We start from the raw sequence: 14,410 nt of genomic DNA on the forward strand, positions 1-14,410 counted from the left end.
TTTGTGCTCATTCGATCTTGCGTGAGAAATTCAGGTGGCCGAGGGGGCTGCCGGGTGAAAGACCAGCGCAAAACCATCCATGCAGTAGCGTAGACCTGTCGGCTTCGGACCGTCGTCGAAGACGTGGCCGAGATGGCCGCCACAACGCCGGCAATGCACCTCCGTGCGCACCATGCCAAAGGTGCGATCTTGGGTGGTGCCGACGGCGTTTTCGAGCGGCTGATAGAAACTCGGCCAGCCGGTACCGCTCTCGAACTTGGTGTCGGAGGAGAATAGCGGCAGGTCGCAGCCCGCGCAGGCGAAGATGCCCTTGCGATGTTCCTTCAACAGCGGGCTCGACCAGGGCCGCTCCGTGCCCTGCTTGCGCAGGATCTCGTACTGCTGCGGCGTGAGCTGCGCGCGCCACTCGGCGTCGGTCTTCTCGATCTCGAATTTCTCGGCAGCCTTTGCCGGTGAGCCGCGCAGCCAGCGGAAGGCGGCGAAGCTGAACAGGCCGGCGACGGAAGCGAGCAGGAAACGGCGGTCAATCATGATGGTCTCCGTGGAGGCGGATGACGATTGTTCGCTGTCAGATACGGCGCATCGCCTGTGACGTTACACCGTTCAGTCCCCGATCTGCTCACTTTTCTGCGAGTTCGGGCCCACCGCCGGTCGGCGGCGCGACGGCCGCGGCAAGGTGCCGGCCTGGCGATTGGCCTCGGCGAGGCGCGCGTTGCGGATGCGCTCCTTGGCGCGCAGACCTTCCCGATAACGCGCCAGTGCGTTGGCCGTGGCGGAGGCGCCGCGCCCCCAAAGGCCGATCAGATGCGCGGCGACGCGGCCGGTCGTCCCACCCGCCCAGACCAGTTCGAACGGCGAGAACAGCCGCCAGCGTTCGTCGCCCCACAAGATGCTGCGCGCGATCAATAGCCCTGCCATCGCCGAGGCGTTCATGCCCTGCCGGCCAAAGCCGCTTGCGACCCAGAGGCCTTTGCGCAATTCGCCGATCTGCGGCATGCCATGCACGGTCACACCAACGGCGCCGCCGAAGACCTCGGCGATCCCGACCTTGCCGAGCTGAGGAAAGATGGTCGCGATCCGGCGCTGGATGGCGGGCGCAAAACGCTGCGGCTTCGCATTCCACGTTGTCTCCGGACTCGCCCACATCAGCCGGTCGCCATCGACGACGCGGAAATGGTCGATGCCGTCGCTGTCGCTGACCGAGCCGCGAAAGCTGAGCGCTTCCGCGAGCCGCTCGCCAAGCGGCTCGGTCACCGCAGCATAGCGCCAGACCGGCACCAGCGTATCCGACAGGCGCTTAAGCGGTGCGCCGAGATGCACATTGCCGGCGAGCACGATGTGGGACGCGCGCAAGCGCGCCGACGGCGTAACGATGCGCTTGCGGATGCCGGAAAAGTCGATGCTGACCACCGGCGTGTTTTCGAAGATGCGCGCCCCCGCCCCCCGCGCCAGCGCCGCCAGGCCATGCACGTATTTGCGGCCATCCACCTGAAACGCCTTGGGATAGTAGATGCCGTGGAAATAGCGGCTCGTCCTGATGGTGCTGCGCACACGCTCGACCTGCCAGCCGTCGACCTCGGTCTCGAAATCCTCAGCCAGCGTCTGCAGCCGGCTGATCAGGGTCTCGCCGACATCGACGGTGGAAACCTGTAGCACGCCCTCGCTCAATGCGATGCCCGGGATCAGTTCCTCGGTCGCGATCGCGCGAACGTAGTCGACGCCCTCCTTCGACAGCGCCCAGAGTTCGCGGGCATCCTCCAGCCCGACGCGTTCGATCAGGTCGGACACCGGAAGATTGAATCCCGGCATCACCGTGCCGAGCTGGTTGCCGGAGGCGTTCCAGCCGACCTGGCGGCCCTCGAGCACAGCGACACTGGCCCCGAGCCGCGCCGCTTCCCGCGCCACCGTCAGTCCGGCAAGCCCGGCCCCGACCACGCAGATATCGACGTCCAAATCGACCGAAAGGCGCGAGGGGAACGGCACCGCATCATCGGGATCGTCGGTCGCACTTGTGGAAGGCTCGCTCATGTCGTTTTCTTACGGACCGCAGCACGGCTTGTCACCTTGTCGCGGGCATAAGCATGTAGATTAATTGAGAGCACGTGGAATAGAGATTGCGCCATGCGCCGTTTGATGCTGTTGCGTCACGCCAAGACCGAAACCGAATCGCCCTCGGGCCAGGACCATGACCGCCGCCTCGACGACCGCGGCCACCGCGATGCCGCCGAGATCGGCGGGTGGATCGGCCGGCATCCGCCGTTCCCCGACCGCGTGCTGGTCTCGCCGGCAGTCCGGGCGTATCAGACCTGGGAAGTCGCCTGGGCGGCGATGAAGGGGCTGGTGCCGCCGCCGGAGGTCGAATTCCTGCCGGAACTCTACGGCGCCGATCCGACCGAGCTGTTGCACACGATTCGGATGGCTTCGGTCAGCGACCCCAAGCACCTGATGCTGGTCGGCCACAATCCCGGCATGCACGAGCTTGCCCTCACCCTCATTGGCAGCGGCGATGCGTCCGCCAAGAAAGCGCTCGACCACAATCTGCCGACGTCGGGTCTTGCCATCTTCGACTTCCCGACGCACGACTGGACCGACGTGGCGTTCCGTCGCGGCAAACTCGTACAGTTTGTCAGCCCGAAACTATTGAAGCAGACTTCGGACGACTAGCTAGAGCGTTTTCGAGCGAAGTGGATACCGGTTCGCGTGAAGAAAACGCGTCAAAGCTAGAATCAAGGCAGGCGCGGGAATCGCCGCTTGCCGAGTCAATGTTGAGCGGACAGGAGGCGTGGATGTTCAAGTCCATTCTGGTGCCGATCGATTTGGCCGACACCGAGCTGGCGAAGCCTGCGATCGCAACGGCTGCGACGCTCGCGGAAAACTGGAAGGGCACGGTGCGCCTGCTGAACGTGCTGCCGATGACACCGGTGATGCTGGCCGAATATGTGCCGGCCGATTTCGACACCCAGCAGCGGCAGACCTCCGAGGAAGCGCTCGCGATCGTGGCACGCGAAAGCGGCATCGAGCCGTCGCGCATTTCCAGCGTGGTGCGCCAGGGCGGCATCTATCACGAGATCCTCGAGGAAGCGGCGGCAATGCACGCCGACCTGATCGTGATGACCTCGCACCGGCCGGCGATGCGCACCTATTTCCTCGGCTCCAATGCCGGCCATGTGGTGCGCTACGCCAAATGTTCGGTGCTGGTGGTGCGACACTAGAGCGTCTTCGAGCGCAGTTTACCCATTGCGGGATTGAGTGCGCCGCCGACGGCGGCCTCGATCTGGCAGCGCGAGAGCCCGATGTCGCGCAGCGCGCGGTCATCCAGTCCACGAAGTGTTTTGATGGCAGCGCGGCGCTCCACATAAGTGAGCAGCGCGTGCGCGCCCGCTCCGATCCAGCGAACCACTCCGCCTAATGCGCCCGGCTGTGCGGGCCGGCCTGCGGCTGAGGATAGCGTCGACATCGTCTTCCCTTCCGGTTGTCTCCCACGCGGCAAAGCAATGCCGTCGGCGCAAATGCGGATCGCAGCGCCGTCATTGACTTCGGATTGCTTGCGCACCCTCAGTACAATCGCAGGGTTGATACTCTCTAGATGGTCCTGTATTTGTCTCGGTTCAAGAAAAACATTGCTCTCGGTACAATTATGTCGAAGTTCGAATATCTGCGGCTTGCCGACGCCATTGCCGCTGAGATCGCCGGCGGCACCCTGAAACCCGGCGACCGCCTGCCGCCACAGCGCAGCTTCGCCTATGAGCGCAAGATCGCGGTGTCGACCGCGAGCCGGGTCTATACCGAGCTGTTGCGGCGCGGCCTCGTCATCGGCGAAGTCGGCCGCGGCACCTTCATTTCCGGCGACGCGCGGCGCGGCATCGCGCCCTCACCCGAGGCGCATGGCGCGCGCATCGACATGGAATTCAACTATCCGCTGCTGCCGCAACAGGCGGCGATGATCGCGAAAAGCCTGCAGGGGCTGGAGCGGCCGGACGCGCTGGAGGCTGCGTTGCGACAACCGACCAGCACAGGCACGCCAGCCGCGCGACAAATTTCGGCGGCGTTCCTCGCCCGCAAGGACTGGTCTCCCGCCGCCGAGCAGATCGTGTTCACCGCCAATGGCAGGCAATGCATCGCGGCGGCGCTCGCCGCGCTGGTGCCGCCGGGCGGGCGCTGCGGCGTCGAGGCGCTGACCTATCCCTTCATCAAGGGCATCGCGGCGCGGCTTGGCGTGACGCTGGTGCCGCTCGCGATGGATGAGCATGGCGTGCGGCCCGACGCCGTGCAGAAGGCGCACCGCGAGGCGCATCTTTCGGCGCTGTATCTGCAGCCGACAATTCAAAACCCGCTGGGCATCACAATGCCGGCCGCGCGGCGCGCCGATCTCCTGCGCGTGGTCGAAAAGCTCGATCTCACCATCATCGAGGACGCGGTCTATGGTTTTCTCGACGATGAGGCGCCGCTGGCGGCGCTGTCTCCCGACCGCTGCATCGTGCTCGACAGCCTCTCGAAGAAAGTCGCGCCTGGGCTTGCGCTCGGCTTCATCGTTCCGCCGCCGCGGCTGCGCGAGCTCATCATGGCCTCCGTCCGCTCCGGCGGATGGACGGCGTCAGGCTATGCGTTCGCCGCCGGGCAGCGGCTGATGGGCGACGGCACCGTATCCGAGCTCACGCGGCTGAAGCGGATCGATGCGGCGCGCCGCCAGCAGATGGCCGCGAAATTGCTTACCGGCTTCGAAATCCAGGCCAATGCCAAGGCTTATCATCTGTGGCTGACATTGCCGCCGCATTGGCGCTCGCAGACCTTCGTGGCGGCGGCCGCCCGCCGCGACATCGCATTGACGCCGTCGACGACCTTTGCGGTCGCCCCCGGACACGCCCCCAATGCCGTCCGCCTGGCGCTGGGCGCGCCGACGCTGGAGCAGCTCGAAACCGGACTGCGAGCGCTGTCGGGCATTCTGATCGCGAAGGAAGAGGATTTTGATTCGACCGAATAAACGTGGCGCTACTCGTAGAGCTACGGCAGCAACCTGTCCGGCAGATGATCGAAGCCGTAGCGGCGCGGCCGGTTGCGCCCGACGAAGCCGCCGATCTGCCAGGCGAACAGGACGGCGAATCCGACCAGGAACAGCACGGCAACGAATTCGCCCGTGAACAACGCGCGCAGCAATAGCCCGATCATCGCGACCGCCAGCACCGCCAATAGCGCGAGCGCGGCCGCATAAGTCTTCGGTCCGAGGCCGCCCACCAGCACCGCCTTGCTGCCGGCCGTCTTCATCCGCCGGTGCAGCTCCTCGATGAAAGCACGGTAGCCGTGATCCTGCGGCGCCATCAGGGTTGCGGTCTGCCAGGTGGTCGAGAGGATGGCGAGGCGTCCGCCATTGGCATTGTCGATATCGGCTCGGAAACGGCGCGACTGCATCGACACCGGACGATATGAGAGGCGGACCGCCGAGATATCGCGATAAGGCCAGACGCCGGAACGGCCGGCGATGCGCCACGACAGTCCGGCATCGGTCAATTCGAATTGATGCGCCGATCCGATCAATGATGCCTTGTAGGCATAGCGCGTCGATGCGCCCTCGCCCGGCTCCGCGCTATTGTTGGCTGATGATGTCGGCAAATTCCACAACCCGGAGCAATCGGCTGACGGCGCCGCTTGCGCGGCGCGCCGGCTTCATCCTACAAGCAGACCATGGCCGAGACGACCTCTTTTCCGCGCCACCTGATCCTTGGCGGCGCCATGATTTCCGGCGTGCTGCTGGCGCTCGCCGTGCACATGCTTGGCGCGCGCTACGGCCTCGATCTTGGCGGGCTGTGGCGCTCCGACACGCACGAATCCATGCCGGCGGGCGCGGCGATCGCCTGGTGGCTGATCGCGACGGTGGCGTTCTGTGGCGGCTATTTCACCGCGAACCTGATGCACAGCGCCGTCTCCGGCGAGATCCCGCCGCGGATGCGGCAGTTCCTGATCGCGGTCGGCGTCCTGATCCTCGCCGGTGCCGGCCAGGTGGCTTCCGCACCGAGTTCGATCTCGACCATCTCGATCGTGGAGGCAGGCCTTGCCGCGCTATGCCTCGGCGCCGCGATGGCGTTTTGCGGCGCACATTTCGCACTGCGCAGGAGTTAAGCGCTCAGGCGCTGCGGCGCCCTCTCCGCCAGGATTTTCTCCACTTCGGCGGCGGGACGTGGCGCGCTGAACAAATAGCCCTGCGCCTGCGTGCATCCCTCGCGACGCAGCAGATCGAACTGCGCATCGGTCTCGACCCCCTCCGCAGTGGTGACGATGCCCAGGCTCTTGCCGAGCCCGGTCACGGCGCGCACGATCGCCATGGAATCCTCCCGCGTGGCGAGGTCGCTGACGAACGAACGATCGATCTTGATCTTGTCGAACGGGAAGCTGCGAAGATAGCTCAGCGACGAATAGCCGGTGCCGAAATCGTCGAGCGAGATGCGGATGCCGAGCGCTCGCAATTCGTGCAGCACCGCAAGCGTCGCCGCGCTGTTCTGCAGCAGCACCGTCTCCGTGATCTCGAGCTCCAGGCGATGCGCAGGGAAGCGGGAAGCCTCAAGCGCCGCCTTCACCGAAGACACCAGGTTCGGATTCTTGAACTGGACCGGCGACAGGTTGACCGCGACCGCGACGTCCTGTGGCCAGTTCGCCGCATCCGCACAGGCCTGGCGCAGCACGAATTCCCCGATCGGAATGATCAGCCCGGTTTCTTCCGCAAGCGCAATGAAATTGGTCGGCGGGATCAGCCCGCGCAGCGAATGATTCCAGCGCACGAGGGCCTCACACGCGACGATCCGGTTATTGGCGACGTCGCGGATCGGCTGATAATGGACCTCGAATTCGTGACGCTGCAGCGCCTTCCGCAGGTCGAGCTCGAGCATGCGCCGCGCTTGCGCGCGTGCGTCCATCCCGGTCTCGAAGAAGCGGTAGGTGCCGCGGCCGTCCGCCTTGGCACGGTAGAGCGCGAGATCGGCCTTCTTCAACAATTCGTCGGGATTCTTGCCGTCCTCGGGCGCCAGCGAGATGCCGATGCTGACGCCAATCACGAGCTGATGGCCGCCGATGTCGTAAGGGGCAGCGATTTTTTCGACGACGAGACTCGCGAGCGTAGCCACCGCCGATGGGTCGCAATCGCTGCAGAACTGCACGATGGCGAATTCGTCGCCGCCGAGCCGCGCCACGGTGTCGTGCTCGGTGACGCATTCACCGAGCCGCTGCGCGACAGCCTTCAACAGCGCGTCTCCGATGGGATGGCCGAGCGAATCGTTGATGACCTTGAAATGATCGAGATCGAGGCATAACACCGCGAGCTGGTCGCTGCGCCGGGCGAGCCGCAATCCCTTTTCGAGCTGTTCGCGAAACAGCGTCCGGTTGGGCAGATTGGTCAGCGCGTCATGGCGTGCCATGTGCGAAATCCGCTCCTGCGCCTGCTGCCACTCGGTGATGTCCTCGAACGTCGCGACCCAGCCGCCGCCTTTCATCGGCTGATCGACCACGCGGATCGAGCGGCCATCCCGGGTCACGACCTTGGTCACGGTGTGGCCGGCACCGGCTTCCGCCATCACATCGGCAACGAACTGATCCGGGTCGCCGTCCCAGTCGCCGTTCAGCTTCTGGTCCCGCAGGACGTCGCGCAGCAGGCGGCCCCGCAGCGGAATGTTGGACCGGCCCATCATCGCGCCGTAACGGTCGTTGGCCAGCAGGATGCGGCCATCCGCATCGAACATGCACAGACCCTGAGACATGTTGCTGAGCGCAGTGTCGAGCAGAACCTTCTGATGACGCATCTCGCCCTTGGCGCGGCGGTCGAGCATGGCCGCAACCAGCGTGATCCCGAGAAACGCGAAGGTGGCGATCGCCGTCAGGGAGGAAAGCGCAACCGGCGAAATCGATATCTCGTCAACGGCGACGCTAGGATCGGGAATCACGGTCATTGCGCCCATGGCCGTGAAATGGTGCGCGACGACGGCCAGTGTCAGCAGTGCGGTCGCACCAATGCCGTGATTGCGATCATCGCTGCGCGTCGCAACCACCAGCGCCAGTGCCGCGAACAGGCTGCCAAGCAGGACCGAACTGAGCACGATGCCGGGCGACCATACGATGCGCGCGGGAAGTGCAACCGCCAGCATGCCGATGTAGTGCAGCGCGGCAATGCAAAGGCCAACGATCGCGCCACCAATTGCGGCGGTCGAGACGCGGTTGTTCAACAAGGCAACCGTCAATCCCACCATGGCGATCGACACCGCAAGGCCGAGCGACAGCAGGGTGAGCGGAATGTCGTATCCGACGCCCATGCCGGGCTGGTAGGCCAGCATCGCAATGAAATGCGTCGCCCAGATCCCGCAGCCGCCGGCCACCGCATCCAGCCCGATCCAGACCACGCGCGTAAGCCCTTGCGACGCCTTGGCACGGTGAAACAGGCTGATCGCGACCGCGGCGGCGAGCCAGCAGATCGTCAGGGCAAGAATGACGAAGCGCCAATCGTGCTGCGTCGTCAGGCAAATCAAGACTTGGTACATTGCAATTCCCTTCTTGCCCGGTACCAGCCCTGTCGTTGGTGGATTTGGGGTAACCGCAGCGCAATTCGTTCCGCAGATGGTGAACGAAGTTTTGAGCCCACGGCGAAAACCGCCTCAATCCGCAACCAGCGCGCGTAGTTCTGCATGTCACGCCGCGGCCCGGTCCCGCCGCAAGGCGCCGAGCATGATTGCAGCGCCGGCCGCAACCAGCAGGCCAGCCGAGACAAGCAGCGAGGTGTGCAGGCCGGCGATGAAAGCTGTGGACCGGCCGACCAGCGAGCCGAACAGCGCGACGCCCAGCACGCTGCCGGTCTGTCGGGTCGCATTGAGCACGCCGGCTGCAATGCCCGAGCGCGATTTCTCGACGCTGCCGAGCAGCGTCGACGTCAGCGGCGGGACCAAGAGGCCGAGTCCGCTGCTCATCGCGATCAGTTGCGCGCAAATCGCCCAATAGGCGGTGTCAGGCCCCAGGCCGAGCAATGCCAGACATCCCGCGGCCGACAGCAGCGTACCACCGCCTATGGTCGCGGCCGCGCCGATGCGCTCGCTGATGCGCGGCGCGATCAGATTGACGGGCAGCACCGCACCCATCATCGGCACGAAGGCAAGCCCGGTCTCGAAGGCCGACAGGCCGTTGATATCCTGGAAATACAGGCTCAGCACGAAGATCAGCCCGTAATAGGCGACGTTGACGAGGAGACCGACGAGTGACGTCGCCGTGAACATCCGTTGCCTGAACAGCGACAGCTGCAGCATCGGTTGCGGCGCATAGGCTTCACGCCACACGAAAAGCGCGCTCAGCGCCGCCGACGCAACAAAGCCTGAGACCACGAACGGATCCTGCCAGCCGCGCGCGCCGCCCTCGATGAGGGCGCCGGCAAGCGTGCCAAGGGCCGCTATCGCCGCGATTTGACCAGGCAGGTCGATCTCGCGCGAAAGCGAGCGCGTGGTCTCATGGGCGTAGCGGAAGGTGAGCCAGAGGCCGGCAAGGCCGATCGGCAGGTTGACCAGGAAGATCGCGCGCCACCCAGTGAGCGCAATCAGTGCGCCGCCGAGGAACGGGCCGGCTGTCAGCGCTACACTGGCGCCGGCTGCCCAGACCGCGACCGCGCGGCCCCGCGCCCTCTCGTCCGGATAGGCATGGCTGAGCAGTGCCAGAGAATTCGGCGCCAGGATCGCGGCCGCCAGTCCCTGGATGCAGCGCGCCGCGATCAGGAGCGGCGCGTTCGGCGCCAGCGCGCAAGCAAGCGACGCGGCGGTGAACAGCGCGAAGCCGGTCATGAAGACCCGTTTGGCGCCGATGCGGTCGCCGAGCGCGCCGGCCGTCAGGATGAAGGCGGCAAAGGCGATGGTGTAGGCGCTCACCACCCATTGCAGGTCGGACACGCCACCGCCAAGCGCGGCGCCGATCGCATGCAGCGCCGTGTTGACGATGGTGACGTCGAGCTGCACCACCCCGTAGCCGAGGCTCATCGCGGCAAGCGTCAACGCGGCCGCGAGCCTGGAACGCACCGGCCTTTCGGCCGAACGGGACGGCAGATCGACACCCTGTCGGGTCCGGAGCGGCAGGTCTTGCATGGATCACCTCGACGCAAAGCCAACGCCACATAACTCGTCTTTTCGCGAAGATATTTCGGCAATGATCGAATGATGATCGTGGATAGCGGCACCGGTACAAAAAGCCGCACCGGAGTATTCCGGCGCGGCTTTTTGTCTCAATGTCCGAGATGCCCGAGAGCATGATCCGGACTCTCCGGAACCGGCCTTCGCTCGGCGAGCGAGGCGTTGCCCGGAGATCACACTCTAATGAGCTGCAGCCCAGCCAACCTGGCCGGATCGTGATCTAGCTCGCGGCCCTGAGATTGACCTTGCCTTCGGCGAGCGAGGTCAGCTTCTTGTCGGTCATTTTTTCCTCGTCCAGCGTCTTCTGCAGGATCGAAGCGCAGTCGTCGCGGCCGAGCTGCCGTGCCCAGGCGATCAGGCTGCCATAGCGGACGATCTCATAATGCTCGGCGGCCTGCGCGGCGTTGATCAGCGCGGCGTCGAGCACGTTCTTGTCCGCCACCTCTCCGGCCACGTCGTTGGCTTCCTCGATGATGCCGTCGATCGCCGGGCAATCGACCGCCTTCACCTGGGCGCCATGCATCTGGAATACCTGCTCCAGTCGCTTCACATGCGTCCTGGTTTCATCCAGGTGAGTCAGAAAGCCCTGCTTGAGCTGCGGATCGCTGGCCTTATTGGCCATCTTCGGCAACGCTTTCACAAGTTGTTGCTCGGCGTAATAGATGTCCTGCAATTGGTGCACGAACAGATCGTTCATGCTCTTGATGTCTTTGCTGAAGAGTCCCATTGCGCGTACCCCTTTGTTCTGGGAACATGACGCGCGGCCCCCTTGTCGTCCCACCCGCAACGCCATGTTCTGTTTGCTGATACCCGCGCTAACCGGCTGGATGCACGGACGTTCCGGCGAAATCGCAAGGACCGGCCACGGAACAGCGGAACGCTGTGGCGAATTGAACCCGGCCCGGCCCCCGGCAGCGACTCACATTTTCCGATGCCCAGACATATGTACGGCGTATGACAGAAATCACGAACGAAGGCGGAAGCGTGGCTTGTCAAGGGCTGCACAAGTCTACCGTTTTGCCTTATGGGTGCTTGGGCACGGTGCGTTTGACCGTCACCCGTTACCCCATATGACCACGTAACGGGCCCCTCTTTACGAATGCCGCCCCGCCGGGAGGATGAATGCATCGGCTGCTGACCGCGCTTGGGCGTGGCTTCAAGGAAAAGATCGGCTGGAAACGGCTCGGGATCGCCGCGAGCCTTGTCATCATCGTCTTGGCGGTGACCCATCTGGTCCGGACCTTGAAGGGCGTCGATACCGCCCTGGTCCTGACGGCGTTGACCGAGATCGCCCCCCACCGCATCGCGCTCGCCGCGCTCTGCGTGGTCGGCGCCTTCTGCACGTTAACCTTTTACGACTTCTTCGCGCTTCGGACCATCGGCAAGAACCACATCCCCTACCGCATCGCAGCGCTATCCAGCTTCACCAGCTACACCATCGGCCACAATATCGGCGCCACGGTGTTCACCGGCGGCGCGATCCGCTTTCGCATCTATTCGGACTACGGCCTGACCGCGATCGACGTTGCCAAGATCTGCTTCCTCTCCGGCCTGACCTTCTGGCTCGGCAATCTCTTCGTGCTTGGGATCGGCATGGTCTGGCACCCCGGGGCGGCGTCCTCGATGGACCTGTTGCCGGAAGCCATGAACCGGCTGATCGGACTGGGCTGCCTTGCCGGCATCGGCGCCTATCTGGTCTGGCTCGTGACCGGCACCGGCCGCCGCGAGCTCGGCCAGAACGGCTGGAAGGTGATATTGCCGTCCGCCAAGCTGACGCTCGTGCAGATCCTGATCGGCGTCGTCGATCTCGGCTTCTGCGCACTCGCGATGTATCTGTTGATGCCGACCGAGCCCCATATCGATTTCGTCTCGCTGGCCGTGGTGTTCATCCTGGCTACCCTGCTCGGCTTCGCAAGCCACGCGCCGGGATCGATCGGCGTGTTCGACGCCGCGATGCTGGTGGCGCTGCCGGAATTCTCGAAGGAGCAGTTGCTGGCGACGCTGGTCGTGTTCCGCATCCTGTATTTCCTGATCCCCTTCGGCATCTCGATCTCGATCATGGGGATGCGCGAGCTCTGGCTCAACGTGGTGCAGCCGTGGCTCGCCCGGCGCAAGCTCAATGATCCGCCCTTCAGGAGGGCGGAGACCGCGGAGGCCACCGTGCGGCAGTCGGTCGAAAGTCGGCCACGCATCAAGCACCTGAAGCGGTAACAGCGACGTTATCCGGACGCGTTAATCTTTCTGGCTAATTTGGTGCGGCTCTCTTATTTCTGCCCCACCGATGCCGTCAAACGCGCCATGGTCAAAATTCCGTTCCGTTCGATCGTTTCCGCTGTGCTGCTGGCGGTTGCGCTGCTGAGCCAATCGGCCGAAGCACAGACCGCCCCCGAACAGCCGCTGCAGATCTCGTGGGAAGTCCGCAACCGTTTTCGCCTGTTCCGCGAGGAACGCGACTTCCTGTTGCAGACCGATGCCGGGCGCGGTCGCAGTGTGCTTGCCGCCGAGCAGGCGCTGGAATTGCAGAGCGACGGCCGCGGCTGGGCGCGCAATACCGTCAATCGGCTCTGCATCGACCTCGCCGGCCGCGTCAACGAGCCCTGCACCCGCGACAACGTCAAGGAAAGCTACCTGACGCCAACAGATCATCCGATCACGGCGCGTTTGGTCGGACCGATTCCGGTCGGCGCCACCTGCGCATGGTCGTTCGACGACGGCGACGGGCCCCAGACCTCCGCCTTCGACTGCGCCGAACCGGTGAACCTGCGCGTCCGCTACGGCCGCACCACCGTTGCGACCGTCGACGTCTCCGCGGGCTCGGATCCGACGCAGCGCGTCTCCACCGAGATCGCGGTGCGCGACATCTTCATCGCGGGGCTCGGCGACAGCATCGCCTCCGGCGAGGGCAATCCGGACCGGCCGATTGCGCTGGCGGAAGATGGCTTCTGCTTCCGCTCCTATCTCGGCACCGCGGGGGCGCAATATTACCGGCCGAGCCGCGCCGGCTATAAAGGCGGGCGCGCCTGCGAAGCACCGGACTTCCTCTCGGTATGGCAGAAGCACGCCGCGCTGTGGTTCAACGCGGCCTGCCATCGCTCGCTCTACAGCTACCAGACTCGCACGGCGCTTGCGCTCGCGGTGCGCTACCCGCACATCGCCGTGACCTACCTGCCGCTCGCCTGCACGGGCGCAACCATCAATGACGGGCTGTTCGGCTCGCAGCAGGCCCGCGAATGCGCGCCGAGCAAGGGCAACACCTGCTCGGGCAGCGTCAACGGCCAGCTCGCCGAATTGCGCGATGCGCTCGCGGCCGCCAAGCGCCGCCAGGCGGATCGGCAGCTCGACCTGATCCTGCTCTCGGTCGGCGCCAACGACATCTACTTCTCCGGCCTCGTCGCCGACGTGATCGTCGATACTGCGACGGAGCGCGCGCTGTTCCAGCGCGGCGGCGTCATGGCGTCCGTCGACGATTCCCGCGATGCGCTACGACGCGCATTGCCGCAATCCTTTGCCAAGCTGCGCGAGGCGCTAAAGCCGCTCGTCGGCGGCGACCTCTCGCGCGTGATCTATACGGCCTATGCCAATCCGGCGCTGTCGGACGGCGGCGTCCCCTGCCCAGGCGGCCGCGCCGGCTTCGACATCCATCCCTCCTTCAACGCCGCGCCGCAGCGGCTTGGTCCGGTGGTCGGCTATGTGCAGGACGAATTTCTTCCGACGCTGAAAGCGCTGGCGCTCTGCCAGTCCGGCATCCTGTGTCGCAATCCGCGTGCCGACCGCATGACCTTCGTCGACGCCCATCAGGACGCGTTCGCGATGCACGGCTTCTGCGCGCGTGCCACCACCGATCCGGAATTCGACCGGCAATGCTTTGCGGCCAATGGCGAGAGCTTCGATCCAGACATCGTCACCGCGGCCAGCCAGCCGATGCTGTGCGGCCGCAGCGCCTCGGAATATCGCGCCTACCTGCCGCGCGCCCGCTGGATTCGCGACGCCAATGACAGCTACTTCACCGCGATGACCTATCCGCAGGCGCTGCCGTCCTCGATGCAACCCTCCGACATCCACGATGCGACCTGGGGCGTGCTGTCGGCCGTCTATGGCGGCGCCGTGCATCCGACCGCCGAAGGCCACGCCGCGATGGCGGACGCCGCTATTCCCGCAGCAGCGGCGGTGCTGCGGCTCGATGTCGGCGTGGGTGAAGTGATCTCCGAGCCGGTGCAGCCGATCGGCGGGCGCTAACGCGCGATGCTGAGTTTGCATCCTCAATAGATGCT

The 14,410-nt window shown here is 65.1% G+C and carries 13 protein-coding genes; 6 read left to right on the forward strand and 7 right to left on the reverse strand.

What is annotated here, in order from left to right:
• Window positions 1–30: 30 nt before the first annotated feature.
• Together msrB and ACVJGD_RS13000 are read right to left on the reverse strand one after the other, a co-directional pair.
• The gene (gene msrB / locus ACVJGD_RS12995; protein WP_456634703.1) at window positions 31–531 is read right to left on the reverse strand and encodes a peptide-methionine (R)-S-oxide reductase MsrB; all 501 of its coding nucleotides are present in this window, start codon (window positions 529–531) and stop codon (window positions 31–33) included.
• 72 nt (window positions 532–603) lie between these two features.
• Window positions 604–2,028, reverse strand: a complete 1,425-nt coding sequence (locus tag ACVJGD_RS13000) for an NAD(P)/FAD-dependent oxidoreductase (protein WP_456634704.1) — start codon at window positions 2,026–2,028, stop codon at window positions 604–606.
• 93 nt (window positions 2,029–2,121) lie between these two features.
• Here ACVJGD_RS13000 and ACVJGD_RS13005 point away from each other — a divergent pair, with 93 nt between their 5' ends.
• Both ACVJGD_RS13005 and ACVJGD_RS13010 read left to right on the forward strand, forming a co-directional pair.
• Window positions 2,122–2,664, forward strand: a complete 543-nt coding sequence (locus ACVJGD_RS13005; protein WP_456634705.1) for a SixA phosphatase family protein — start codon at window positions 2,122–2,124, stop codon at window positions 2,662–2,664.
• 122 nt (window positions 2,665–2,786) lie between these two features.
• Window positions 2,787–3,212, forward strand: coding sequence for a universal stress protein (locus tag ACVJGD_RS13010; protein ID WP_454620031.1), 426 nt, complete (start codon window positions 2,787–2,789; stop codon window positions 3,210–3,212).
• Here ACVJGD_RS13010 and ACVJGD_RS13015 read toward each other — a convergent pair.
• Entirely contained in the window at window positions 3,209–3,553 is a 345-nt protein-coding gene (locus tag ACVJGD_RS13015; protein ID WP_456634706.1) for a DUF1127 domain-containing protein, read from the reverse strand. The two genes, ACVJGD_RS13010 and ACVJGD_RS13015, sit on opposite strands and share 4 nt — an antisense overlap.
• An 84-nt stretch (window positions 3,554–3,637) precedes the next feature.
• Between ACVJGD_RS13015 and ACVJGD_RS13020 the strand changes: the two genes are divergently transcribed.
• On the forward strand, window positions 3,638–4,981 hold the full coding sequence (locus ACVJGD_RS13020; protein ID WP_456634707.1) for an aminotransferase-like domain-containing protein: 1,344 nt from the start codon (window positions 3,638–3,640) through the stop codon (window positions 4,979–4,981).
• A gap of 20 nt (window positions 4,982–5,001) precedes the next feature.
• Here the strand turns inward: ACVJGD_RS13020 and ACVJGD_RS13025 are convergent, their stop codons facing one another.
• A complete protein-coding gene (locus tag ACVJGD_RS13025; RefSeq protein WP_456634708.1) occupies window positions 5,002–5,607 on the reverse strand; it encodes a hypothetical protein in 606 nt (201 codons plus the stop codon).
• A 72-nt stretch (window positions 5,608–5,679) separates the two neighbouring features.
• Between ACVJGD_RS13025 and ACVJGD_RS13030 the strand changes: the two genes are divergently transcribed.
• Window positions 5,680–6,114 (forward strand): hypothetical protein, encoded by a 435-nt coding sequence (locus tag ACVJGD_RS13030; RefSeq protein ID WP_456634709.1) that lies wholly within the window; start codon window positions 5,680–5,682, stop codon window positions 6,112–6,114.
• Here the strand turns inward: ACVJGD_RS13030 and ACVJGD_RS13035 are convergent.
• The 3 genes from ACVJGD_RS13035 to ACVJGD_RS13045 all read right to left on the reverse strand — a co-directional run bounded on the left by ACVJGD_RS13035 (window position 6,111) and on the right by ACVJGD_RS13045 (window position 10,866).
• Complete coding sequence (locus tag ACVJGD_RS13035; RefSeq protein WP_456634710.1) at window positions 6,111–8,516, reverse strand: EAL domain-containing protein; 2,406 nt, start codon at window positions 8,514–8,516, stop codon at window positions 6,111–6,113. The two genes, ACVJGD_RS13030 and ACVJGD_RS13035, sit on opposite strands and share 4 nt — an antisense overlap.
• 147 nt (window positions 8,517–8,663) lie before the next feature.
• Complete coding sequence (locus tag ACVJGD_RS13040) at window positions 8,664–10,094, reverse strand: MFS transporter (RefSeq protein WP_456634711.1); 1,431 nt, start codon at window positions 10,092–10,094, stop codon at window positions 8,664–8,666.
• A gap of 265 nt (window positions 10,095–10,359) precedes the next feature.
• On the reverse strand, window positions 10,360–10,866 hold the full coding sequence (locus tag ACVJGD_RS13045; protein WP_456634712.1) for a YciE/YciF ferroxidase family protein: 507 nt from the start codon (window positions 10,864–10,866) through the stop codon (window positions 10,360–10,362).
• Between the two features lie 395 nt (window positions 10,867–11,261).
• Here ACVJGD_RS13045 and ACVJGD_RS13050 point away from each other — a divergent pair, with 395 nt between their 5' ends.
• Together ACVJGD_RS13050 and ACVJGD_RS13055 are read left to right on the forward strand one after the other, a co-directional pair.
• Window positions 11,262–12,350 carry a lysylphosphatidylglycerol synthase transmembrane domain-containing protein gene (locus tag ACVJGD_RS13050; protein WP_456634713.1) on the forward strand — a complete coding sequence of 363 codons (1,089 nt, stop codon included), beginning with the start codon at window positions 11,262–11,264 and terminating at the stop codon, window positions 12,348–12,350.
• A gap of 87 nt (window positions 12,351–12,437) precedes the next feature.
• Window positions 12,438–14,375 (forward strand): hypothetical protein, encoded by a 1,938-nt coding sequence (locus ACVJGD_RS13055; RefSeq protein ID WP_456640246.1) that lies wholly within the window; start codon window positions 12,438–12,440, stop codon window positions 14,373–14,375.
• Window positions 14,376–14,410 lie beyond the last annotated feature (35 nt).

The organism is Bradyrhizobium sp. USDA 10063 (genome assembly GCF_054063735.1).